The sequence below is a fragment of the Bdellovibrio sp. ZAP7 genome, assembly GCF_006874645.1.
In the GTDB taxonomy this organism is placed as follows: Bacteria; Bdellovibrionota; Bdellovibrionia; order Bdellovibrionales; family Bdellovibrionaceae; genus Bdellovibrio.
In genome coordinates, this window is the sequence record NZ_CP030082.1 from 1733152 (window position 1) to 1758133 (window position 24982).

The 24982-nt window shown below is 45.6% G+C and carries 23 protein-coding genes; 18 read left to right on the forward strand and 5 right to left on the reverse strand.

Annotated elements, in window-relative coordinates; translation table 11 throughout:
* The first annotated feature begins 6 nt into the window (after positions 1 to 6).
* The 16 genes from DOM22_RS08390 to DOM22_RS08465 all read left to right on the forward strand — a co-directional run bounded on the left by DOM22_RS08390 (position 7) and on the right by DOM22_RS08465 (position 19029).
* A complete protein-coding gene (locus tag DOM22_RS08390) occupies positions 7 to 1416 on the forward strand; it encodes a cytochrome c biogenesis protein ResB (RefSeq protein WP_142699930.1) in 1410 nt (469 codons plus the stop codon).
* Positions 1417 to 3072 (forward strand): cytochrome c biogenesis protein, encoded by a 1656-nt coding sequence (locus tag DOM22_RS08395; protein WP_142699931.1) that lies wholly within the window; start codon positions 1417 to 1419, stop codon positions 3070 to 3072.
* Positions 3073 to 3359: 287 nt separating this feature from the next.
* Entirely contained in the window at positions 3360 to 3845 is a 486-nt protein-coding gene (locus DOM22_RS08400; protein WP_246845905.1) for a cytochrome c3 family protein, read from the forward strand.
* A gap of 17 nt (positions 3846 to 3862) precedes the next feature.
* Positions 3863 to 7006 carry a TAT-variant-translocated molybdopterin oxidoreductase gene (locus tag DOM22_RS08405; RefSeq protein WP_246845906.1) on the forward strand — a complete coding sequence of 1048 codons (3144 nt, stop codon included), beginning with the start codon at positions 3863 to 3865 and terminating at the stop codon, positions 7004 to 7006.
* Positions 7003 to 8364 (forward strand): NrfD/PsrC family molybdoenzyme membrane anchor subunit, encoded by a 1362-nt coding sequence (nrfD, locus tag DOM22_RS08410; RefSeq protein WP_142699933.1) that lies wholly within the window; start codon positions 7003 to 7005, stop codon positions 8362 to 8364. The genes DOM22_RS08405 and nrfD overlap by 4 nt, the downstream gene beginning before the upstream one ends.
* A complete protein-coding gene (locus DOM22_RS08415; protein WP_142699934.1) occupies positions 8364 to 8888 on the forward strand; it encodes a DUF3341 domain-containing protein in 525 nt (174 codons plus the stop codon). The genes nrfD and DOM22_RS08415 overlap by 1 nt, the downstream gene beginning before the upstream one ends.
* 2 nt (positions 8889 to 8890) lie before the next feature.
* The gene (locus tag DOM22_RS08420; protein WP_142699935.1) at positions 8891 to 9472 is read left to right on the forward strand and encodes a cytochrome c; all 582 of its coding nucleotides are present in this window, start codon (positions 8891 to 8893) and stop codon (positions 9470 to 9472) included.
* Between the two features lie 2 nt (positions 9473 to 9474).
* Entirely contained in the window at positions 9475 to 10674 is a 1200-nt protein-coding gene (locus DOM22_RS08425) for a molybdopterin oxidoreductase (protein WP_142699936.1), read from the forward strand.
* A gap of 147 nt (positions 10675 to 10821) precedes the next feature.
* A complete protein-coding gene (locus DOM22_RS08430; RefSeq protein WP_142699937.1) occupies positions 10822 to 11367 on the forward strand; it encodes a hypothetical protein in 546 nt (181 codons plus the stop codon).
* Between the two features lie 69 nt (positions 11368 to 11436).
* Positions 11437 to 13683 (forward strand): hypothetical protein, encoded by a 2247-nt coding sequence (locus tag DOM22_RS08435; RefSeq protein WP_168196603.1) that lies wholly within the window; start codon positions 11437 to 11439, stop codon positions 13681 to 13683.
* A gap of 78 nt (positions 13684 to 13761) precedes the next feature.
* Positions 13762 to 14340, forward strand: coding sequence for a hypothetical protein (locus DOM22_RS08440; protein WP_142699939.1), 579 nt, complete (start codon positions 13762 to 13764; stop codon positions 14338 to 14340).
* Positions 14341 to 14509: 169 nt separating this feature from the next.
* On the forward strand, positions 14510 to 16474 hold the full coding sequence (thrS, locus tag DOM22_RS08445) for a threonine--tRNA ligase (RefSeq protein ID WP_142699940.1): 1965 nt from the start codon (positions 14510 to 14512) through the stop codon (positions 16472 to 16474).
* A 131-nt stretch (positions 16475 to 16605) separates the two neighbouring features.
* Complete coding sequence (gene infC / locus DOM22_RS08450) at positions 16606 to 17196, forward strand: translation initiation factor IF-3 (RefSeq protein ID WP_246845942.1); 591 nt, start codon at positions 16606 to 16608, stop codon at positions 17194 to 17196.
* 135 nt (positions 17197 to 17331) lie between these two features.
* Complete coding sequence (locus tag DOM22_RS08455) at positions 17332 to 17895, forward strand: hypothetical protein (RefSeq protein WP_210415710.1); 564 nt, start codon at positions 17332 to 17334, stop codon at positions 17893 to 17895.
* A gap of 167 nt (positions 17896 to 18062) precedes the next feature.
* On the forward strand, positions 18063 to 18542 hold the full coding sequence (locus tag DOM22_RS08460) for a carboxymuconolactone decarboxylase family protein (protein WP_142699942.1): 480 nt from the start codon (positions 18063 to 18065) through the stop codon (positions 18540 to 18542).
* A 1-nt stretch (position 18543) separates the two neighbouring features.
* The gene (locus DOM22_RS08465; RefSeq protein ID WP_142699943.1) at positions 18544 to 19029 is read left to right on the forward strand and encodes an Rrf2 family transcriptional regulator; all 486 of its coding nucleotides are present in this window, start codon (positions 18544 to 18546) and stop codon (positions 19027 to 19029) included.
* Here the strand turns inward: DOM22_RS08465 and DOM22_RS08470 are convergent.
* The 5 genes from DOM22_RS08470 to DOM22_RS08490 all read right to left on the reverse strand — a co-directional run bounded on the left by DOM22_RS08470 (position 19026) and on the right by DOM22_RS08490 (position 23467).
* Entirely contained in the window at positions 19026 to 20015 is a 990-nt protein-coding gene (locus DOM22_RS08470) for a hypothetical protein (RefSeq protein WP_142699944.1), read from the reverse strand. The two genes, DOM22_RS08465 and DOM22_RS08470, sit on opposite strands and share 4 nt — an antisense overlap.
* Positions 20016 to 20115: 100 nt before the next feature.
* Positions 20116 to 20655 carry a metalloregulator ArsR/SmtB family transcription factor gene (locus DOM22_RS08475; protein WP_142699945.1) on the reverse strand — a complete coding sequence of 180 codons (540 nt, stop codon included), beginning with the start codon at positions 20653 to 20655 and terminating at the stop codon, positions 20116 to 20118.
* A 2-nt stretch (positions 20656 to 20657) separates the two neighbouring features.
* Positions 20658 to 21041 carry a hypothetical protein gene (locus DOM22_RS08480; protein ID WP_142699946.1) on the reverse strand — a complete coding sequence of 128 codons (384 nt, stop codon included), beginning with the start codon at positions 21039 to 21041 and terminating at the stop codon, positions 20658 to 20660.
* Positions 21042 to 21135: 94 nt separating this feature from the next.
* Positions 21136 to 22416, reverse strand: a complete 1281-nt coding sequence (locus tag DOM22_RS08485; protein ID WP_168196604.1) for an NAD(P)/FAD-dependent oxidoreductase — start codon at positions 22414 to 22416, stop codon at positions 21136 to 21138.
* 91 nt (positions 22417 to 22507) lie between these two features.
* Positions 22508 to 23467, reverse strand: a complete 960-nt coding sequence (locus DOM22_RS08490) for a D-glycerate dehydrogenase (RefSeq protein WP_142699948.1) — start codon at positions 23465 to 23467, stop codon at positions 22508 to 22510.
* Between the two features lie 205 nt (positions 23468 to 23672).
* On the opposite strand from DOM22_RS08490, the gene DOM22_RS08495 reads away from it, so the two are divergent.
* Positions 23673 to 23999, forward strand: a complete 327-nt coding sequence (locus DOM22_RS08495) for a multidrug efflux SMR transporter (RefSeq protein WP_142699949.1) — start codon at positions 23673 to 23675, stop codon at positions 23997 to 23999.
* Between the two features lie 54 nt (positions 24000 to 24053).
* Complete coding sequence (locus DOM22_RS08500) at positions 24054 to 24980, forward strand: glycerophosphodiester phosphodiesterase family protein (RefSeq protein WP_142699950.1); 927 nt, start codon at positions 24054 to 24056, stop codon at positions 24978 to 24980.
* The last annotated feature ends 2 nt before the right edge of the window (positions 24981 to 24982 follow it).

Genomic DNA, 24982 nt, shown 5'->3' on the forward strand with positions numbered 1-24982 from the left:
CGCTCTATGGCAGAATCATCCAAAAAATCTCTTTTGAAACGCATCAATAAGCCGCTCGCAAGTTTGAAGCTCGCGGTTTTCATTATTCTTTCGATTGCAACATTGACCGCTGTTGGAACTTTCGTTGAAGCAAAGTACGACGCGTACGCAGCTAAAAAACTCGTTTACGACACTTGGTACATGTACACAATTATGGGCATGTTGGTGTTGAACTTGGTCGCGGTGATGGTGGATCGCCTGCCGTGGAAAAGACGTCACGCTTCTTTTGTGCTGGCACATATCGGTATCATCATTCTGCTTTTCGGTGGTTTGCTGACGATGAAATACGGTTTGGATGGTTCCATGCGTATCGAAATCGGTCAGAAAAACAACCTCGTGCAAACTCCTGAAACTGATCTTGTGGTCTATAGCTCTTTTGATGGTGATCGCTATTCAAAAACTTTCGAGCAGGAAGTGGACTTTTTCAAATACCCACCGACAAAAGAAAAGCCGACAGATGTGCCGGTTTATGTGGGCGAGATTAAAGTTGTCGACTACAAAAAATACGTTCTGCCTTCTCGTAAAGTCGTAGTGGATGAGAGCGGCAAGGCGGGATCTGCTTTGCGTTTCCAAATCCAAAATCCCAATGTGAATGTGATCGAATGGCTGGTGCAAAAGAAAGCCAACTCCATTCAAACTCACGATTTTGGTCCGGCCCAAGTTCACATCGGTCCTATTCCTGAAAAAGGCCAAGGTCGCAATGAAATTTACCTGCAGCCAGATAAAGACAAGGGCGGACTTCGTTACGCTGTTTTCTATAAGGAATCTGAAAAACCTGGTAAAACAGGTTTTGTGAAAGAAGGCGACGTGTTTAATCCGGGCTTTAAAATGGCTATGGATTTCCGTATCCTAAGATTCATTCCTGCCGCTTTGGAAGACTGGGATCTGCAAGACATGCCAGCGCCAACGCCATTGACGACCTCTGCGATTCAAATCCTGTTTGAAGGCAAACTTCACTGGGTTCTTTTGAACGACATGGTGAAGCTGTTCACCAAAGATGCGGTTTATCTTTTCACATACGGCAATCGCCGTATCGACATCGGTTTCCCAATTCAGCTAAAATCCTTTGCGGTGGATCGCTATCAAGGAACAATGAGAGCGGCCGCTTACAAAAGCGTCGTGGAAGTTCCGGAGTTGGGCGAGCGTGAGATCTCCATGAATGAACCGATGAAGCACAAAGGTCTTACGGTTTATCAGGCCAGTTTCCAGGAGGAGAACGGTCACCCAGTGGCTTCGATTTTCTCGGTGAATGCGGATCCAGGTCGCGTGTGGAAATACATGGGCTCACTGATTTTATCGGTCGGTGTGGTTTTATTGATGTGGTTTAAACATTTAGATTTCAAAATAGCTAAAAAGAAAGAAGACGGGGAAGAATAGATGAAAAAGCTTTTGCTAGTTTTGACAACAGTTTTGCTTTCATTCTCCACAGTGGTGGCGTTCGCAAAGCCTGGTGACCAGCTAAAATATCTTCCAGTGCAAGATGGCGGTCGTATTAAACCTTACGACAGTTTCTCTAAAGAGATGCTGGAGATCGTTTACGGGAAAAGCACTTATGAAGGCCGCAAAGCGACCGAAATTATTCTGACCTGGATGCTTTCTCCGCAAGCCTGGGCTGACAAGAAAATCTTTGAAGTGCGCAATCACCAGGTCTTGGAGGCTTTGAAACTTCCTAAAGACCAAAGATATTTCAACGGCCAGGAACTTTTTGGCAGTGAACGTTTCACGCTGATTCGTCAAGAGCTTCAAGCCAAGCGTGAAACCAAAGAAAAATTGAATCCTTATTTCCAGGCGTTGCAACGTCTGGAAAATCAATTTTTCGTGTTTCAAGAAGTTGCAGCGGGACGCATGATGAAGGTTCTTCCTCCGAAAGAGGGCAGCAACTGGATTGCAGTGGCGGATTTGCCTGAGGCGTTTCAACAAAAATTCGTGGGTATCACGACGGCATTTGTGACTTATATCGGTCAGGTGGCGAGTGGGGCGAATGCGGCTGATATTGAATCTTCAGCGACAAAGCTTGATGAAGCTATCGTCGCATTTGAAACGGCGGCCCGTGCGGAAAATCCAACGGCTTACGATCACGATACAAAAATCAAAGCGGAAGTTCACTACAACGACTTCCATCCATTCCGTTGGGCTTACGTATTCTATATCCTGGCGGCGATTGTATTATTGCTAGTGTGGGCTCTTTCCAAAGAGTCTATGATGAAGGCTTCGTGGGTCTTGTTGGGCTTGGGCTTTATTCTGCACACGTATGGTTTCGGTTTGCGGATGTATATTATGGACAGAGCGCCGGTATCTAATATGTACGAGACGGTGATTTGGGTTTCTTGGGGCGTGATCTTGTTCGCGTCGATTTTGGAACTTATCTATAAATTCCGTATGATTTTGTTTGCAGGAACATTGGTTTCGGCGTTCGCGCTTGTGATTGCCGACTTCGCGCCCGCAGTTTTGGATCCTACTTTGCAACCTTTGGAGCCAGTGCTGCGCAGCAATTATTGGTTAACAATCCATGTGATGACAATCACTATCAGTTACGCAGCCTTTTTCTTGGCTTTCGGTTTGGGCGACCTTGGTTTGTTCTACTATTTAAAAGGTGAGGAAAAAAATCACGAGAAAATTCGCGCGATCGTGACAGCCATTTACAGATCGATGCAAATTGGCGTGGCATTCCTCGCACCCGGAATTATTTTGGGTGGTATCTGGGCGGACTATTCTTGGGGCCGTTTCTGGGGTTGGGATCCAAAAGAAACTTGGGCGTTGATTGCGCTTCTTGGTTATTTGGCGGTCCTGCATGCAAGGTACGCAGGAATGATCAAAAATTTCGGTATGGTAGTGACAGCGATTATCACTTTCTCTTTAGTGATCATGGCTTGGTACGGGGTGAATTTCGTTCTTGGTGCGGGGCTTCATTCTTACGGCTTCGGTGCTGGAGGTATCGAGTATGTGTCTGCTTTTGTGGCTGCACACATGCTGATGGTGCTTTATGTGTGGGTTATCCGTCAGGGTCGCACAAAAAAATCTGCAAAATCGTAGCAGATTCTTTGCGTAGGAAGTAGCGTCGCTATGCTCCGAGGCGAAAAGCTTTTGCACAAAAAGTAAGCGAAAGGGTTAAAACTCTTTCGCTTTTTCAATATGCTTGCAAAAAGAATATGGACAACTGGACTTTTAAGTCATTAAATAAGGGCAAAATAAATATAGGACAGCGTTGTTGGCCTCAATCCTCAATGTCATTAAGAGGATACGAGTTTGGCAAAAGGATGATTATGCATCGGGTATTTAGAAGTACGACGGCGGGCGTGTTAGCTTGTTTGAGCGCGCTCATGATTTTTTCAACACTTCTCACGGGTTGTAAATTCCAAACCGGTTGGGGATACAACAAAGGCTACGCTCCAGAGCAACCAATTGCCTTTGATCACCAATTGCATGCGGGAACCAACAAAATTCAGTGTCAATACTGCCACAATCAAGTGGAAAGAACGAAACACTCGAATATTCCGGCTCTCTCAACTTGCATGAATTGTCACTTGCAAGTAGCGACAGATAAACCAGGTATTCAAAAACTGCGTGATGCATACGACAGCGGCGGCTCAATTGAGTGGGTTCGCGTTCATATGCTTCCAGATTTTGTTCACTTCAACCACAACGCTCACATTGCGAAAGGCGTGAACTGTCAAACGTGTCACGGACCTATCGAAACGATGACGCGCGTGGAGCAATTCTCTGACCTTTCCATGGGCTGGTGTGTGAACTGTCACCGCCAACCAGAGAACAAAGCTCCTCTTAACTGCTCAACTTGTCACTACTAAGGGTTTCGGAAGGTATTATGTCTGAAATGCATACTGATAATGAATTAGAGATGAAAAAAGCGTTGCGCCCGAAGATCGTGCGCGACACGAAATTCTGGGAAACGATCGAAGAAAAGATCGGTGATGCTGAATTTCAAAAAATGGCAGAGACAGAGTTTAAATCTTCTCCTCTTCGTGAAAGCGACGGGGAAGACGGTTGGGCACGTCGTGAGTTCTTGAAACTTATGGGTGCATCTTTGGCTATGGCGACAGCTTCTTGCGTACGTCGTCCCGTGCAAAAGATCGTTCCATACAACAAAATGCCTGAAGAGGTTACTCTTGGTCAGGCGAACTACTATTCATCTGCTTTCTTTGATGGTAACGATGCGATGGGCTTGCTTGTTAAAACTCGCGAAGGCCGTCCTATTCATATCGAATCAAATCCTTCTCATCCGTTCAGCGCGGGTGGTTTGAGCGCTCGTTCTCAAGCGATTTTGATGTCCCTATACGATCCAGAAAGATTGCAAGGACCGAAACGCAACTTGTTCAATGAGAAAAAATCAAACTCTCAATTGATCGACGTTAAATGGGAAGAGCTAGATAAAAAAGTATCTGAGCAATTGGTAAAAGGCGGCGTTGTTGTCCTTTCTGCACCAATCTCTTCTCCTTCAACTCGCGCCGTGATCTCTGACTTCGCTCAAGGCTTCAAAGCTAAGACTGTGGTTTGGGATGCTTTCGCTCACGAAGAAATCCGTGACGGTCAAAAAGCTTCTTACGGTGAAGAAGTTGTCCCTCAGTACTGGTTCGATAAAGCGAAAATGATCGTTTCAATCGATGCAGACTTCTTGGGTACTTGGTTGAATCCGACTGCTTACACGCATCAGTTCACGCAAGGCCGTAAAGACATCAAAAACATGAGCCGTATGGTTTCCTTCGATTCCAACTACTCATTGACGGGTGCAAATGCGGATATCCGTTTCAAAATCAAACCTTCACAACAACTTGATGTGGTGATGGGTCTTCTTCACGAAATCATCGTGAAAAAAGGCCAATCTTCATACGCTGGTAACAGTGCTGTGAAATCTGCTCTGGAGCCATTCGCTAATACAGCTGCGAAGTTGGGTCTTGATGCTGAAATGTTCGCAAAAGTAGCTTCTGATCTTTGGGCAAACAAAGGGACATCACTGGTTGTTGCTGGTGGTATCACGACTTTGACAAACAAAGCGACGGAACTGCAAATTGCTGTGAACATGTTGAACTCTGTTTTAGATAACGACGGTAAAACTGTTGATGCTAAAGCGGGTAACGTTGCATTGTCTGCTTCATACGCTGAAATGGCGCAATTGATTCAAGATATGAAAGACGGCAAAGTTCAAACTCTTATCATGCACAAAGTGAACCCAGGTTACTCTTTGCCAGCAGCGATGGGATTTGCTGAAGCTGTAAAAAAAGTTAAAATGGTTATCTACACAGGTGACCGTGTTGACGAAACGGGTGTTTTCGCGGACTTCATCACTCCGGATAACCACGCGTTGGAATCTTGGAATGATTTGGAAGTTGGTAAAGGCGTGATCTCTATCTGCCAACCAGCAATTCGTCCTATGTACGACACGCGTTCGTTCCAGTTATCTTTGATGACTTGGGCGTTCATGGCGAAACAAGGTCCAGCACGTCTTCGTGATTACGAAACATTCTATGACTACTTGAGAGTTTACTGGAAATCAGACATCCACCCGAAATACGGTAAAGGCGCAGCCTTTGAAGATTTCTGGTTGGAAGGTCTGCAAAAAGGTTATGTTGGTGAATTGAGCCGCGGTTCTTCTGCGCGTTCATTCAAAACTGACGCCTTCACTAATATCAAACCTGCGAAAGCCCAAGAAGGTATGGAACTTGTTCTTTACCCTAAAGTGGCGATCATGGATGGGTCATTGGCGAACGTGGCTTGGTTGCAGGAGCTTCCAGATCCAGTAACAAAATTGACTTGGGATAACTATGCGATGGTTTCTATCGGCACAGCCGAGAAAAATCATATGAAAACGGGCTCTATGATCACTCTTAAAGTGGGTGATAAGTCTGTTGATCTTCCTGTTTACATCCAACCAGGTCTTCATGACGATGTTGTGGCAGTAGCTGTAGGTTACGGTCGCACTCGCGCTGGTAAAGTGGCAAACGGCGTTGGTAAAAACATGACTGAGTTCGTGTCAGTTGATAAAGCAGGCAAAGCAATCTTTGCTGGCCAAATAGCGACATTCACTAAGCTTGGCAAACACTACGATCTAGCTGGTACGTCTGGTAACTTCTCTATGGAAGGCCGTCAAATCGCTGCTGAAGCGACTTTGAAAGACTACGTAAAAAATAAATCTGCGGGTATCCACAGACACGAGACTTGGTCTATTTGGTCAGGTCACGAATATTCTGGTCACAAATGGGGTATGGCTGTTGATCTTCACACTTGCACAGGCTGCTCGGCTTGCGTGATTGCGTGCCAATCTGAAAACAACATCACTGTTGTTGGTAAGAAGTACGTTCTTGAAGGTCGTATCATGCACTGGTTGCGTATCGACCGTTACTATCAAGGTGATATCGCAAATGCAGAAGCGGTTTTCCAACCGGTTATGTGTCAACACTGTGACAACGCTCCTTGCGAAACTGTTTGTCCGGTATTGGCGACAACTCACTCAGATGAAGGTCTGAATGACATGGTTTACAACCGTTGCGTTGGTACTCGTTACTGTGCGAATAACTGCCCGTACAAAGTACGTCGCTTCAACTGGTTCAACTATGCGAAGTTGATTGAAAAACCAATGCACATGGCTTTGAACCCATCTGTTGGAGTTCGTACTCGCGGGGTGATGGAGAAATGTTCATTCTGCGTACAAAGAATCCAGGATGCTAAAACTGTGGCTCGTAACGAAAAACGCCAGTTGAAAGACGGCGACGTTAAAGTAGCTTGCCAAACTGCGTGCCCAGCCGGCGGTATCGTGTTCGGTGATCTTAATGATCCAAACAGTGAAGTAGCTAAGATTTGGAAAGCGGAAGAGAAAGAGCGTGGTTACGCATTGCTTGAAGAATGGCATGCAAAACCATCTGTTCGCTACCTATCCAAAATCCGTAACAATGATAAAGAATCAACTGGTGGCCACGATGGTCACGGTACTGCAAAACAAGGTGAGCACTCATGATTAAGCGTAGCCCATTAGTCCTTGGTAACAAGACTTTGAAAGATGTCAGCGATGACATCTGTGCTCCAGTGGAAAGATTCCCATCCAAAGGTTGGATCGGGATGTTCCTTGGCGCCAAAACATTGCTTCTATTTTACATCGTTATCCTTGCGTGCGTAGTAGGTATCGGTATCGGTTTGCTGGGTGTTACTCATCCGGTTTTCTGGGGTACGATGATCGTTACGTTCGTATTCTGGATCGGTATCGGTCACGCCGGTACGCTGATCTCTGCGGTTCTTTTCTTGTTCCGCCAAAAATGGAGAACGTCAGTTGCTCGTACAGCTGAGGCGATGACGGTTTTCGCCGTTATGACGGCGGGTCTTTTCCCGTTGCTACATACAGGTCGTCCTTGGTTGGATTACTGGTTGTTCCCGTATCCGAATCAACGTGGTCCATTGTGGGTGAACTTCCGTTCCCCACTTCTTTGGGACGTTTTCGCCGTATCTACATACGCGACGGTTTCCATGGTGTTCTGGTACATCGGTTTGGTTCCTGACTTTGCAACTATCAAAGACCGTGCGAAAAACAAACTTCGTCGCGCAGTTTACGGTGCGTTGTCTCTAGGTTGGAGAGGGACTGCGAAAAACTGGTCACACTACGAAATGTTGTACTTGTTGCTAGCGGGTCTTTCGACTCCACTGGTTCTTTCCGTACATACAATCGTATCCTTCGACTTCGCGGTTTCCAATTTGCCAGGTTGGCATACAACGATCTTCCCTCCATACTTCGTTGCCGGTGCGATCTTCTCCGGTTTCGCGATGGTTGTGACGTTGATGACTTTGGTTCGTATCGGTTTCCCTGAATTCAAAAACTACGTAACTCTAGACCATATGGAAGTGATGAATAAAATCATCATGACGACTGGTATGCTAGTTGGTTACGCGTACGCTTCAGAGTTCTTCATTGCTTGGTACTCTGGTAACCCGTACGAGCGTTTTGCCTTCGTAAACCGTGCATTCGGTCCTTACGCTTGGTCATATTGGATCATGGTTTCTTGTAACGTATTGTCTCCGCAAGTTTTCTGGTTCAAGAAACTTCGTCGTTCAATCCCAGTGATGTTCGTGGTGTCTATCTTCGTTAACATCGGTATGTGGTTCGAACGTTTCGTGATCACTGTGACATCTCTTCACCGTGACTTCTTGCCAGCCAACTGGGGTATGTACCAATGGTCATGGTTCGATACGGGCGTTTTGGTAGGCTCGTTCGGTATGTTCCTGACATTGTTCTTGTTGTACTTGCGCTTGTTCCCAGCGGTTTCTATCGCGGAAGTTAAGCCGGTTCTGCACGTTGGTTATGACACTGAAGGAGGGCACCACTAATGGCTGCTCAATATACTAAAGGTATTGCTGGTATCTGGCTTGAAGAATCAAAAATTCTTAAAGCCGCTACAAAAATGCGTGAATCTGGTTCTGATAAATTTGAAGCCATTTCTGCATACCCAATTCACGGTATGGAAGAAGCTTGCGGTATCAAACGCTCTTGGATTCCTTACGTAACTTTCGTTGCGGGTGTTGTAGGTTTGTCTGCTGGTTTGGGTCTGACTTATTGGACTTCAGCAGTCGACTGGGCAGTGAACGTAGGTGGTAAACCATTCTTCTCACTTCCAGCTTTCGTACCTATCATGTTCGAATTGACTGTCTTGTTTGCAGCTCTTTCTTCTGTAGGTGCTTTGTTCTATGCGTGCAAAATGCCACGTATCGACCCACCGGTTATCGATCCAGATTTAAGCTGCCATAAGTTCGCAATCTTCGTTCCTCACAATGACAATATCTATGATGAGACGAAACTGACGAACATGTTCAAAGAACTTGGCGCAGTTGAAGTGAAGAAGACGGAGTACTAGAAATGAAACATCTTGTGAAAATTACTCTAGGTGTAGCAGCAGCAGGCTTGGTGGCGTCAGCGCTAACAAGCTGTGGTCCTCGCGGCAACAATCCTAACGTTGAGATCATTCAAGATATGATGGAATCTCCGGCGATCAAAGCTCAGGAGTATGATGAATCCTCTCCTCACCACAGCGGCATGCGCGTACCTCCGGAACATACAGTTCCTCAAGGTTTCGAGCCATATCGTTATGCAACGGATGTTGAAGGTGCTGCAAAGAACCTTAAAAATCCACTTGCTGGTAAAATGGATGATGAGACTCTTTTGACGGGTCAAAAATACTACGAAACAAACTGCGCAGTTTGCCACGGCTATAAAGGCGAAGGCGGCGAGAAGTCTGGTGTACCGGTGTCTACTAAAATGGCATTGAAGCCACCTGCACTTTTGACTGACAAAGTTAAAGGCTGGCCAGATGGTCACTTGTACCACGTGATCACGATGGGACAAGGTGTGATGGGCCCTTATGCTTCTCACATTCCGCAAAAATACCGTTGGCAGGTTGTTAACTACATTCGTTTCCTTGAGAAACGGGATGGTAAATAGATATGGGCGAACATAAACACGTAGATCTACATTTGGGTAAATTCGAAGCACCTCAGTGGATGAAAACATTGAGCTTCGTTTTGATGGCGATCGGTTTGATCACATTCGCAGTGGGCTTGATCAAAAATCAAGACCGCTTGTGGACTTCATACTTGGTTTCTTTCTTTTTCTTCTCTTGCTTGGGCTTGAGCGGTCTTTTTTGGGTTGCTTTGAACAACGTTGCGAAAGCAGGTTGGTCAGTTTCTATCCGCCGTTTTGCTGAAGCGACGACGGCATTCATTCCATTCATCCTGGTATTTGGTTTGATCTTGTTGTTCGGTTTCAAAAAACTTTTCATCTGGGCAGATCCAAAAATCATCGCTGAAAATCCAGTGATCGCGGCAAAAACTGCTTACTTGAATCCGACATTCTTCGTGATTCGTTTGTTGGTTTTCGTTGTGGGTTGCATGATCTTTAAATGGGTGATGGTTGGTAACTCTTTGAAACAAGATAAATCAGGTGATGACAACTTGACTCACAAAAACGTGGGGCCGGCAGTAGGCTTCATCGCGTTCTTCGCGTTGTTGTTCTCGTTTTTCTCTGTGGATTTGATCATGTCATTGCTTCCAACTTGGTACTCTACAATCTTCGGGATCTATTGCTTCTCTGGATTGTTCCAAGCAGGTCTTGCGTTCTTGGCGATCACGATCGTGTTCATGAGACGCTCTGGTTTGGTCAAAGGCTATGTTACTGTTGAACATCAACATGACGTGGTAAAATACCTTAAAGGTTTCTCGATCTTCTGGGCTTACATCGCATTCTCTCAATTCATGTTGATGTGGTACGCGAATTTGCCAGAGGAAACTGAGTACTACATCATGAGATCTTTGGGCGGCTGGATGCAAATCTCCGTAGCTCTTTTGGTCTTCCGCTTCGTAGTTCCTTTCTTGGCTTTGCTTCCTCGTGATGCAAAAAGAAATGATGCGAACGTGTTGTTGATCTCTACAATCGTATTGATCATGCAATATGTAGATATCTACTGGATGGTGTATCCAAACTTTAACGATGGGGCGATCGTATTCGGTTTCTGGGAAATCGGTATCTTCGCGGGCTTCGCTGGTTTATTCCTTCTTTGCATCATGAACTTCTGGAGCAAAAACAACTTGGTTCCAGTTAAGGATCCACGCATGCACGAGGCACTAAACCACCACGTTGCGTACTAAAATTCGGAACGGAATTTTAAATAAGAGAGTGACAATGCGTTAATAACGCTGGACTCTTAACAAAAGCCACCCCAAAGGTGGCTTTTGTCGTTTAGACTATGATTAGATCTTTCATCTATCCTGGTGATGGGTGAGTTGGGGAGTCTTATGAGATTTCTATTGGGAACAATGATGGCAGCAACGGTACTTTCGGGCTGCGATTTTAAATTTGATTCTTTGGAAGCAACCAAAGAAGTAAAGGCCGTCAAAGCAGAGATGGCCTTTCTAAACAATCTTCAAGAGCCACAAACGGCGATAGTATATTCTTTGGATCCCACTCAAAAGGGTGACGGTGCTACAGACTTTCACGGCTTTAAAGTTTTGGGGGAGATCAAGTTGAATCCTGAGGACGTGACTGAAGCTGCTTTGGAGTTTAAAGACGCTGCTGAATCTTTTAAAGATGGATTGGCGCTGCCAGGTTGTTTCAATCCACGTTACGGTATTCGCGTAACGAAAGGCGGAAAAACTTACGACTATGCTTTAAGTTATGAGTGTAATCACTTGCGTGGTTACGACGGTGGTAAAGTGTATGATTTTGATGCCGCCGGAAATCCTCGTGTTCTGAAAGATTTATTCACGAACGCAAATATCCCTCAATCGACTCCACCAGCGACGACTCCAACACCAACGTCTAGCATAACTGAGGCGAAATAGCTGCTGAGTTATTCGTTAGACTGACTTTTCCTCTCAAATGGAAACTCATTGTGACCGATGAGTTTCCTGATGATCCTGCTTAAATTTCTGATTTCATTTTATATTTTCGTACACGCCACACTTGTGAGTGCAGGCCCGCTGGAAGCTTTGTCAGAGAAAGCCTTTAAGATCACGGGTCATACTTGCGAGCCTACGGCGACGAAGAGCGGACCGGCAGAAGCTTGCAATCCAAACGATTCAGAACTTCAGCGCAACAGCAAAGATGTTAAGAAAATTGCAGAGATAGCAGGACAATCTGAAGAAGATCGTTACTTTGCATTATTAGGGCAACAGCAAGTGCGTGAGCTTCAGTGTGCCAGTGATTTTGCACGAGATATCGTCGCACAAAATACCAAAGATTTTGCCAATTCAGATCTCAAGCAGAAGTTAACTCTTGCACGCCAAGTGCGCGCAAAGACCTCGGAACTCGCGAAAAAAATCGTTTCCGATCCGATGCTTGCGACGCCGGTTTGTCCGACGACTTTTGAAGCGCTTGAACAACAAGTCAAAGGCTTTAAAAAGAATGCTCGATATAATTCCTGCAAGAAGCTGATCTCTCTTCAGAATTCATACAAAGTGATTCTTAGTGCGATTCCTTTATCCGGCGCCCCGGAAGTGAAATCAGTCATCGAAAAGTATTCCACTAGTTCCACCGAAATTTCTGACCAGGACCTCAGCGGAAAGTTGAACGAAGCTTATTCCCAAACGCAAAAAGCGCTGGATGAGACTCGCAGCAATCTGACCCAAGCTTTGGTTGGTCAAGGTGGGACCGGTCTTGATCGAACGGCTCGCCATGATTTATTGGCGGACCCGGGATTAAGTGCGTCGGTGGTTCAAAGCGAACCGAAACTGGGTGAAGTGGCGTGCCTCGCAAACGCTCGCTATGGTTTGGGAGCTGACAACTTAAATAACGGTGTGATGATTGGTTCTTTGTTTTTAGGGGCGGGTGCTTCCGTTGTTGGTAAAGTCGGAGCTTTCACGGCCAAGGCCTTTTCAACGGCTCAATCCGCAAGAACATTGGGAATGGTTTCCTACAATGCCATGAACATGATGAAGTATGCGGTGATGGCCACAGACTTTGCAAGTATGGCAGCCGTGACCGATCAAGCTTGTTTCAAAACTAAAATCGCAGACTTAAAAACCAGTGGCGCGTGTGTGAGTGCGCCCACGGCGGAACGAATTGAGCAGGATAACTGTATCATGGCGGCGTCTTTGACGGCCCTGGGAGTGGTCCCGCAAAAAGCCCTCTCTGCAGTGACCGCCAAAGTTAAGAAAGCAATCAAAGAAGAAAACGCCAGTCAGGCACGCAGAATTGCTGATGCCGATGCCTTCATGGATACCAAAGCTTCCATTAAAAGGAATAACACGGCTTCGACGACAGCAGTTTCACCAGCTTCGAATGGCTTAAGACCCGGGGCCACGGCTTCTTCCGTTGCTATTGAAAAGAAGTTGGCAGAAGGAAATATCGTTTCTGAAAAAAGAGTCGGGCAAGGGGTTTATGGCGCCAGATTCGTTCGCTATGAAGATGGCTCCGAAGGCGTGTGGAAGCCAAGAACGACAATCGATGAAATCGACACGGCAAAAAGCGAAGTGGCCGCTTATAATATCGATAAATACCTGGGGCTTAATTCAGTGCCGGTCACCGTAATGAAAGAATACAAAGGCGAAGTCGGAACAGTTCAATACCGAGTGAAAAACTTAAAAGATCAAGCGCCGAACGAAGTTTTCGCAGATGATCCGGATCAACTTGGATTCTTTGATTATCTGGTCGCCAACGGGGACCGCCACGGTTTCAATTACCTGCAAAAAGAAGACGGAAAACTGGTGGCTATCGATCACGGGTTGTCATTTGGCGGTGGCAGAGGAAAAGACCCTTTTGTCACATTTCAGGGAAATGTGGGCGCTCTGGATAAGAACTTACGGGCCCAAGAAAAAATGACTAAGTCCATCCAAGCTGGCGGTCGTAATATCACTTCAATGAAAGAGCAACTGGCAGAACTCAAACGTCAGGAATCAGCATTGCAATCAGCTATCAAGGCCTTTGCTCCCCAGAAGGAAGTTGTCGAGAAATTAAAATCTACGGCTTTCGAAGACTGGAAAAAAGTGACTGACGGCAAATTAACAGATTATCAAATTCAAGATATGCAAAAGCGCCAGGAGACACTTTTACGCGCGATTGAAATGGCCGAGAAAAAAGTCGGTGCAGAAAGACTTTACCCAAGTGGTGATTCCTCACCACTCATCAAAAAAAACCGCCTGCAGTTTTATTCAGAGTAATTGGTTTTTGCCAAATTCATAAGCCCCAGTTTGTGAGTCCTCGCCCCCTCTGTTGAAATAGAATCCTAGGGGGAAGCGATGACTTTGATCAAGGCAGCGGCACTTGTTCTCGTTTTTGTTTTTGGTGGAGGCCCGCAATTCGCAACAGCCTCTGATGCAGACAGCAGACCTATTCAAGCGAATTATCAAAAATTGCAACTCTATGAGCAGATCCTGCGGGGGGAGCTTCCTCCACCGTTGCCTTTACCCGATGAACCAGGTGATGGTCCGCAGGAACCAACTCAACCCGGTCCGCAACCGCAACCACCCAGTCATCCGCCACGTCCACCAAAGCCACCTTCCAGCTGCGATCTTCGTCAAAATATCGGCTGCGTTCGTGCCGTCTGTGATCAGCTGCCAAACATGAATTGCAGTAGTGATCAAAAAGTGAAAGACATTGCCTGCCAGTGCGATGGTGTAAATGGAGAATGTGTTACGGCTGTTTGTAATCAACTGGATCGTTTCGATTGTGATGAAAAGCGTGAGCTTTTTGCGGTCACTAAAATGTGTCGGGGCGTGTATGATGCCAGATGTATTGATCGCATCTGTGGACAGCTGGGAAGATTTGAATGTGATGACATGAACGACATGAGAAGAGTGACTGAACTGTGTCGTTAAAAGCAATCCCGCATGTGCAATGCGTCATCGCCTGCGGGATCTCGCTCTGCGACCAAGAACACTTGACCCTCTCCAGCCGCAGGATTAGTAATAATGTGATGCAAAATTTCCCGTTTTATTCATCACTTATCTCTCTTAAAAATGGCTCGTTCACGAGCACGCAATCATAATGTCACAAATTACAATTATTCTGCCGGATAACTCGACGAAGGTTTTTGACCATGAACCGACAGCGCTAGAAGTGGCGCAGTCTATTGGCCCTCGCTTGGCTAAAGAAACTCTTGGTGCAAAACTGAATGGTTCAACTGAAATTTCTGATCTTCGCACTGTTTTGAAAGATCAAACGAAAGTGGCGCTGGTCACCACCAAATCTCCTGAATCAGTTGAAGTGGTTCGTCACTCTTGCGCGCATATCATGGCGCAAGCGATTCAAGATATTTGGCCAGAAGTAAAAGTGACGATCGGTCCTGTGATCGACAATGGTTTTTACTACGACTTCGATTCTCCGTTTGCCTTCACTGAAGAGCACTTCGAGAAAATCGAAAAGAAAATGACTGAGATCGTTTCTAAAGATCTTGCGATTCACCGTGAAGACTGGCCGATTGCGAAAGCAATTGAGACATTCAAAGGAATGGGCGAGCGCTTTAAAGTTGAATTGATCGAAGACCTTGCGAAAAAAGGCGAGACAACTGTTGGTATCTACTTCAATGGGACGAACTGGTTTGATCTTTGCCGTGGTCCACACATTCAGTCCACAGGTCAAATCAAAGCCTTTAAATTGCTGTCCGTAGCGGGTGCATACTGGAGAGGCGACGAGAAAAACGCTATGCTTCAGCGCGTGTACGCGACTGCGTTTAACGACAAGAAAGACTTGGATCTTTATCTGCACAATATCGAGGAAGCTAAAAAACGCGACCATCGTAAATTGGGTAAAGAATTGGGCATGTTCTATTTCAATGAACTGGCTCCAGGTTCTCCATTCTTCACAGGTAAGGGCGCAACGGTTTACAACTCTTTGCAAACATACCTTCGTGAATTGTATTTCGAAACAGGTTACCAAGAAGTGATCACACCGCAAATCTTTGACGTGAACCTGTTCCATACTTCTGGTCACTATCAGAACTACAAAGAAAACATGTTCTTCACAAAAGTGGACGAGCGTGATTTTGCTTCTAAACCCATGAACTGTCCTTCTCACTGTTTGCTTTATAACTCCGAGAAATATTCTTACCGTGATCTACCAATCAAAATGGCGGATTTCGGTCGCCTGCATCGCTATGAGAAATCAGGTGCAATGCACGGTTTGACTCGTGTTCGTACCTTTTGTCAGGACGATGCGCACATCTTCTGCCGTATGGATCAGTTGCAAGAAGAGATCGCAAAATTCATGGGCTTGCTTAACCGCGTTTACGACAAACTGGGCATGAGCAATTACAAAATCTTCCTTTCCACTCGTCCGGATAACAGAATGGGCAGTGAAGAGTACTGGGATATGGCCGAAGGTGCTTTGGCCGAAGCCTTGAAATCTCTGAATTTGCCGTTTGAATTGAACCCTGGCGATGGTGCGTTCTATGGACCAAAGTTAGATATCATGTTTGTCGATGCTTTGAATCGTCCATGGCAATTGGGGACACTTCAAGTGGATCCGAACCTGCCAACAGCGTTCGATTTGAAGTACACAGGTGAAGACAACAAGGAGCATCGCCCCGTGATGCTTCATCGTGCGATCTTGGGCTCATTAGAGCGTTTCATCGGTGTTTATTTGGAGCACACGGCGGGCCATTTGCCGCCGTGGATGATGCCGGTCCAGGTAGCGATCCTAAACGTTACCGACCGTGTAAATACGTTCTGCGAGGAATTGATGAAATCCCTCAAAGATCAAAAGGTGCGCGTGGAGTTTGACCGCCGCAACGAAAAATTGAATTATAAAATCCGTGAGGCTCAACTTCAAAAAATCCCATACATGATTATCGTGGGGGATAAAGAGGCGGAAAGCCGTACGGTTTCATTGCGTTTGAGAGACGGGTCTGAACATAAAGGGATGACTGTGGATCAAGTAATGAATTTGATTACGACAGATATTAGTACAAGAAGTTTGCAGAGCTCTCTTGCGAAGTCTGCAACAGTAAACTAGCCGTCACACTTACGTGACGCTGGTATTTAACGAAACCCCGGAGGTTTACCATTAGCAAGTTTTCAGGAAATTTTGGAGGCGGTGGCGGTCGCTTTGATCGCAACAAGAAGGACTCTAAAGACTCATTGAGAGTGAATCGTGAGATTCGCGCCCAGCAAATTCGCGTTATCGACGATGAAGGCAACATGTTGGGTGTCATGACTGTACCTGAGGCAGTTCGTATTGCAGAAGAACGTGGATTGGATCTACTTGAGATTGCTCCAACAGCAACTCCTCCTACTTGTAAAATCATGGATTACGGCAAGTGGAAGTACGAGAAAAAGAAACAAGCAACGGCAGCTCGTAAAAAGCAAACTGTTGTGACGATCAAAGAGGTGCAAATGCGCCCTCGTACGGATCAACATGACTTTGAAACTAAGATGAATCACGCTCGTCGTTTCTTGCTGGATGGCGATAAAGTGAAAGTATCTTTGCGCTTTATGGGTCGTGAATTGGCCCATCAAGAAATCGGTATGGATGTTATCAAGAAAGCCATCGCTTTCGTTGACGATTTGGCAATGGTCGAATCTCAACCGAAAATGGAAGGTAAGCAAATGTTCTTGATGCTGGCTCCAGATCCTTTGAAAATCAAAGAGTATCAAAAAGCACATCCGAACAAGTCTAAGCAAGACTCTAAAGAGCTCGATGAGCTTAAAGAAGTCGAAACAGACGACGAAGACTAAAATCTTCCGAAATAAAAAGGCAGCTTACGAGCTGCCTTTTTATTTTCTGAACCGGGTAAAAGGTGCCTGCCGGTTTTTTGGAATGCGGTGCGGAACCGTTGTGGAAATTTTGTTGCTGGTCTGAAGGGTGAATTGGTGGCTCAAGCTTTAGCGTTTAACTCGGTTAAAAATTCTTGGGATGTTTTTATGCTGTTCGCGGTGCCGATTGGTGGGGGCATTCCTGCGGGGGTGGTCTTAGCGAAAAGTCGCGGCATTGGTTGGCTTGCGATGTCTCTGCTTTATCTTGTTTCTGATCTGCTGCTGGCAATCGTGTTTGAGCCGATGATGTTTGTGATCTTGTGGATTGCAAGGCATTTGCCTTTTCTGCAAAGAACGATCGATATATCTCGGGATATCACTGCGAAAACCATAGCTCGTTATGGAGCTAAGCCGGGGCCCATCGTTTTGATCATGATTGCTTTTGGTGTGGATCCTATGACGGGGAGAGCGGCGGCTTTATCTCAGGGGCATGGTTTTTTTGGAGGCTGGGCCATTGCCATTGCTGGGGACATGCTTTTCTTTTGGGTCGTGATGTCTTCGACATTGTTTCTTAATAACTTATTGGGCGATGGCACTTGGGCTGCGGTGATCATTATGGTCTTGATGATTTTAATACCAACGCTTGTTCGAAAATGGAAAGACAGGAATCAAACTGTTTAATATGGAAAAGGCAGCTAAAAGGCTGCCTTTCTGGTTTTAGGACGCCTGTGTCGTTGTTGTAAGCGCCTGTAAATACTGTTGTTTATCGTCACTTTTATTAAGGATAAAAAATGTCTGGAATAAGCCCTATTAAGGATATATTATATCCTTAATAGGGAGGTTCACTTATGAGCCAAAGAGTTAACTACAACCAACAATCACCTGAAATCGTTCACAGTCTAATGGAAATCTCCAAACAGCTTTCTAAAAGCGAAATCAGCCAAACTTTGCGTGATATGGTTAATATTCGCGCGTCTCAGATAAACGGCTGTGCCTTTTGCATCGATATGCACGTGAAAGAAGCCCGTATTCACGGGGAGCGCGATCTGCGAGTGCACCACGTTCAAGTGTGGCGTGAATCTACATTGTTTAATGCACAAGAGCGTGCGGCGCTAGAATGGACGGAGGCTGTGACAAAGTTGACAGCGGAAGGAATCTCCGATGAGATTTATAACCGTGTGAAAGAGCATTTCTCTGAAAAACAAATGTCAGATTTAACTTTGGCAATTGGTCTGATCAATCAGTGGAACCGCTTAAGTATCGCATTTCGTGCGGTCCCAGGATCCGCGGATAAATTTTTCGGCCTTGATAAGGCAGGAATGAACTAAAATGATTTTAAGAAACCAGGTCGAGTGGGCTTTGCATTGTTGTAGTATTCTTTCGGCGTTGCCGGAGGGGGTCTATCTTGCAACCAAAGATCTGGCCGAGTTTCATGGCGTGCCGAAAGAGTATCTTTCAAAAGCTCTGCAGGCACTTTCCAATGCGGGCTTGGTTGATGCGACGCTAGGGCCTCGCGGTGGTTACCGTCTGGCTCGCGCTGCTGATAAAATCACGTTTTTAGATATCGTGGAAGCAGTGGAGGGGAAGACCTCCACTTTTGAATGTTCAGAAATTCGTAAAAATGGTCCCTGCAAGCAAGAAAAAAACGCTTTTAAAAAGCCTTGTCAGATTGCTCGCGTGATGTGGAAAGCAGACGAGGCTTGGCGTAAGGAATTGCGTGGCATCACTTTGAAAGACCTGGGGGATCAGCTTCTTCGAGAACTTCCTAAGGAAGTCCTCGAAGAAAATATGAACTGGCTTCTGTCCCGGTCTTAGTCAGCGATGCAAGGGCCTTCACGATCAGGTCCCGTCACATCACGGTGAGTGATGATTGCGGAATACACCGATTGTGAGCTGCTGTTTAAGATATCCATTTGAATAGTATAGTTGGTTGCATTCATAGTGCTACGCACAGTTCGGTGCCCAGGTCTTGTCGTTGTGATCACTTCGCAGCGTTCGCGATTGTAGTCGTCATGGTGATCACGATCGCCTTTATGGTCGTGTGGACCTCTGTCATCATGATGATCGTAATCACGATAGTCGTACTCAGGACGACGGCATTCGCGAGCGGAGTATTCAACTGTGCAAGATTGGCTGTGTTCATAATTATATGAAGGTTCTGATTTCACTTCCATGACACGGAATTTAATTCCCAAGTTTTGACCAGAAGAATTTTGCAGGATTTGAATCTGTGGAAAGTCTTTGGAATCACGGATCTGTTCGACGGGGCTTGCAATTCTAAAGGCAGCCTGTTTCCCCTGACTCGTGTGCGCGATCAGGTAATTGCCTTTTTTCTTATCCAATGAAAAGGACAGACGATCGATTTCTGCACTCACGGTTTTTGACGGTTTCTGACCAACCAAGGCCATACCCAGACTTTGCAAAGACTCCATAAAAATTTCGCAGCGTGGAGTTTTGCGAATCAGAGCGATTTCACGACTCGTAAGTTCACGTCGTTCAATTTCAATTTGGCTTGCGATCGTCAGGATGTCTACTTGGCGTCTAAGTGAAGGTTGCCCAGATCGGCAAAGGCTTTGATCCGCTCCTGATGCTTCCGGTAGATACTTCAAATAGTTGATAACTACAGGTGAGCTGAATTGAATGCGGCTACCATCAGTGGCGGTGAGCGCAAAGGATGCGTGAACTTGAGCTTCCTCGATAATTTCGTCACTGATATAAGGAATGCGTTTCCCCATCGCGTGAGATTGATGTGCGAAACACAAAGTTATAAAAGAAAGAGAAAATAAAATAACAGATTTCATGGTTAGGCCCCTCCCCAGTGGCGAGTTGGGCCTATTGCAAGCACTTTGCCAAGACTAAATGGTCATCTTGGCACCGTGAAAAAACTAGATGTTGCGAGAATTAGCAACGCTTGTATTTGCCGTCGTGCAAAGCAATCAATCCTGCCGCGTTCATTTCTGTGATCAGCAAGCCAGGGTCAGGGAAAATTTCCTGCAGAAGCTCCTTAAGATCATTGGGAGAGTAGGATTTGTTCGTAGCCAAGTTTTCTGAAACACGAGCCAAAACCCATTCGCGTTTCATTTTCTGCGAAGGCACTTTTACCAGTTTGCCATATTTAAAGAAGGATTTTAGCACCTTCTCTTTATACTGCTCTTCGACTTTGTCTTGTTCCTTCAGTTTTATGCCCGCGCCTAAAACCAACTCGCGCAGACTGACTTCTGCAACATCAGGAACGGCAAAGTAAATCGTGTAGTATTGATCCTTTTTGCTGGAAACAAGACCGGCCTCCACCAACTTCTTTAAATGAAAAGAAACAGTGGAGGGGGCCAGTTTCAAGCGCTCTGAAATCACCTCGATATAAGCGTCCCGCTCCAGTAAAAGGCGGAAGATGTTTAATCTTGATTCATCGGAAAGAGCTTTCAGGATCGTGAGGCTTTGCATAATTAATTACTCGCTTCATGCAAATTACGTCGCATGCTATCCAGGAAAGCGATTTGAATTTTGCCGATTTCGACTTCCTTGGTAAGATCGTGTTTCACGCTGTTAACAAGTTTCAAAGTGAAATCAAGCTCCATGCGTTCAATCAAATCTTGTAAAGCATAAACCATCTGATGTTCTTTGGGTTTTCCTGTAACTGCGCGCAAAACAGGGAAGTCGCTGCCATCATTGACTGCCTGTTCGTATTTATCTGCCATTGTCAGATAGATACCTGATAGTTCACTGATGATTTTGTTTTCGATCGTTGGTTCCAGCTTGCCACGGGATGCGGCCTGCATAGCGCTTTGAGTTTTCATAACTCGTTCTTTAAATACATCCTTATTGTACATAATAAGATACTCCATTTCTGATTTGATGAGTATCGAATCAGAAATGGGGAGTCAATAGGAAATAATTCGATATATATCGAATTGAAAACGCGCGTCAGAGTTTAATTCTCAGAATTTGCCGGGCGGCCCGCTCCCCGGAGGCCATTGCTCCTTGAATTGTACCGATCATGGATCCCACAGATGTTCCTTCTCCAGCAAGGACGATTCTTTTATGAAAGACCTTGCGAAGATTTCTATATTCACCATTCTTCTGAACACCCACATAAGTGTAAGCACCCAATGAGTAGGGATCCTGGCTCCAGTTATGTTCGTGTGAACGGAGGCAATGCCTTTTTAAGAAGGCAGGGCTTCGGCCCGTTATCAGACTTAACGTTTTAAAAGCGTGATGGACCCGTTCCTCTTTTGTCCAAAATGAAATTTCGTAAGCTTTCGGGCCCCCTTGCCACGCAATCAGAATGTTCGAGCGATGGGGAGCTTGGGTCCACCAAGTGGGATAATAATATTCTGGGCTTGCGTGCAAAAATGCCACAGGCCGCTTTGAGAGATTTTCCCAAAAGCGATGTGAAAATTCAAATGAAGTGCGCAATGCGTGTCCCATGTGTACGGATTCTAGGGCCTCTGCGAGTTTGGGGATTTCAGGAGTGAAAAAGTTTTTGGATCTTAAAACTCCGATGGGCAAGGTGACGACAGCAAAGTCTGCTTCCAAAGCTTTGCGCTTGTTATTGCAATAAACTCGAATCTTTTTATCGGTCCATTCAATTTCGCTCACTTCATGACGAAGTAAAATATCTGATTTACTTAAACCCGATGATTTGTACAGTTCCTCAATAAAATGACTATGGCCCAAGGAAGGACGAAACTGACTTTGCCCATTTAGTTCCGGTTCTTCAGCTTTTTCAGCTGCGGCTAATCCTCGTTCTCCCACTAAATCGGGATCTGCAGCATCAAAACCTTCAATAAAGGATTTAAAGATTCCCACATCGAGTTGGGGGAGGCTTCTTCGATGAGTTTTTAAAAATTCAGTAAGAGAGCGGTCTTCTTTGCGATCAGCTTTAAGGCGAGAGCTGATACGTTCGATCTTTTGCCAAAAGTCCCGAGTCTCATGAAGTTTGTTATTTTCGAAAAAAAGATGATTGTCGCATAGATCAGTAAAGGAAATTTTTCGATCGTTTAAGAGATCCATCATCGGAGCATAGGCTCCGTGAATGAATTCGGCCCCCAATTCGATAGCTGGAAAGGTGTTTTGAACCGACAGGGCTCGGCCGCCTATACGGTTGCGAGCTTCCAGAAGGGTGCATTTGATTCCGGCTTGAATCAGATGTTTTGCGCAAGTTAAGCCCGCGGCTCCGGCGCCAATGATGATTACACGTTTCACAGCAACCTCCCATATGAAAGGTTGCCGTTAATTCAAAACGTCATGCACGAATGACGGAAAGAAATGTAGAAAGACATGCAAAAGAAGCCTATCACCACAAGGCGTCTTGGGGTTTCTTGCCTTGTAGAACTTGTTCGATATTTTCCAAAGCACGGAATCCCATGGCATCCCGAGTTTCCCGAGTGGCACTGCCCATATGCGGTGTCAAAAAGACATTGTGAAATTCTTTAAGTCGTAAATCGTAAGCAGGTTCATTTTCGAAAACATCCAAACCTGCCGCAAATATTTTTCCGGATTGCAGGGCGCGAATCAGCGCCTCTTCCTGAACTAAGCTTCCACGAGCTACATTCACCAAGACTGCATCATCGGGCAAAAGCGCCAAGGTCTGGTCATTTATGATATGTCTTGTGTCAGCAGTTCCGGGCGCATTTAAAGAAAGAATCTGGCAATGCGGAAGCATATCTTCCAGTTTTGCAAAGTATGAAGCACCTTTTTCCAGTTCTGGGGAAAGACGGCGACGATTGCAATACACGATCTTCATTCCAAAGCCACGTGCGCGATCAGCCACGGCTTGACCGATACGTCCCATGCCATAAATTCCCAAAGTTTTTCCGCTGACTTTGATTCCCAGCATTTCGGATTGGCTGAAGGGTTTTCTCCAGCCCGCTTCCATGATCTCCAGATACTCGCGTCCGCGGCGGCAGGCGTTTAAAAGTAAAAGCATCGCAATGTCGGCGGTGCATTCTGTTAAAACGTCAGGAGTGTTTGTCAGTTGAATGCCACGTTCTTTCGCTGCCGCAATATCCAGATGGTCAAAGCCGACACTCGAGGTTGCGATGACTTTTACGCTGTTAGGAAGTTTTGCGATAATATCTTTTGTGAACTTTTGTTTTGGCACAACAATCATTCCCTGAGGTTTTTTCTCGTTCGCCAGCTGCACGATCTCGTCAGTCGTCATTTCATGGTCTGAAACAAAAGCATCAAATTTTTCTTTTGCGAGGGTCGCCACATTTTTGGGAGCAATGTAGGGAAGAAGGATCGTGTTTTTCATAAAGACAGTTTTATCCTTTGTGTTTTGAGTCGCAAGAAATTTTAGGCTTTTCTCAGATGATAGATTGTGAGATGCTAGAGTCATCTAAGCACGCTATGTTCACTCCAACTTCGTCGGAGTAGGGTGCATCTGGGATATAAAAGTCTCCCGCCAGTAACGACTTAATAAAAAATTGAATAGGTTTTCCTAGTAAAGGTGCTGAGTTATGACAACTACAACAGCTTGGATTTTATTGGTTATTGCAGGAGTTCTGGAGTTTATCTGGGCCACAGGCCTTAAATATTCTGAAGGCTTCACGAAATTAGTGCCGTCCGTTTTTACTTTGGTCACCATGGGGATCAGTTTTTACTTACTTTCCCTCAGTATGCGGGTTTTGCCAGTCGGTGTGTCGTACACAGTATGGACGGGGATCGGCGCGGTTGGTGCCGTCATCGTTGGTACTTTGGTATTCAAAGAGCCCCTGTCGTTGATGAAGCTTCTGTTTTTGGGAATGATCATTGCGGGCATACTTGGCCTAAAGTTCGTAGAATAGTCCTCTGTCGGGAAATCATTGGAAAATAATCCCAAGGCACGCCATTCTTAAAGCATGCGTTTCAGTGCTGTTTTCCTATCCTCACTGTTCTTAAGTGCTCCCTCAGCTTTTGCGGTTATGCCGCTCAAAATTCCGCGTGGTATCGCGAGTATCGGTGCCAGCGCCGTTCAGTGTTTAACCGCAAAGAAAATGGAAGTACACGGTCATCGTGGGATGAATGGTTATCCTGATAATACAATTGCTTCATTCAAGGCCGCATTCGATGCGGGTGTGGATGTTGTCGAGTTGGATTTACAAGTCACAGACGATAATCATCTGTTGGTCGCTCATGATGCTGTTCCGAATGTGGGGACTGAAAGATGCGGTGTTGATCACAAATCCTTACTAAAAGCAGCGCTGCGCGACCTGGATTTCACGACCGAACAAAAAGTTCGTTGTGGGATTAAAAAGTTTGATGAAGAAAAGCTTGAACCCATCCCCGAGCTGAAACAAGTTTTTGCAGAATTCAAAGATCGTAAGACGGCAGCTGGTAAGCCTGCGCGCTTAAACATCGAAGTGAAATACTTCATGGATCAAATCCAGTTTTATCCACCTGAAAACGAATACATCGACCTGATCATAAAAGTCATTCGCGAGAGTGGCTGGGCGACGGATCGTTTCTTTGTTCAGTCCTTCAATGTCGAGTTCCTAATGAAATTCAAAGCCAAAGCCCCGGATATCGAAGTGGTTCCATTAGTGGGTGATGCGCGTGCTGCAGAAAAGACGGCTCTGGAATTAGGATCTAAAAAAGTGACTCCCGGCTTTTGGCATGTGAACCCTGAATTGGTGTTCAATATGCAAAAGCAAGGAATTAAAGTCATCGTGTGGACGCCGAATCTTGAGGGCGAGATCCGCCAGGTCATTGAATCCGGTGCCGATGGTATCATCACGGACTATCCTGAATTGTTTTACAAAATCCGCGACGAGCTTTGCGGGATTTAAGC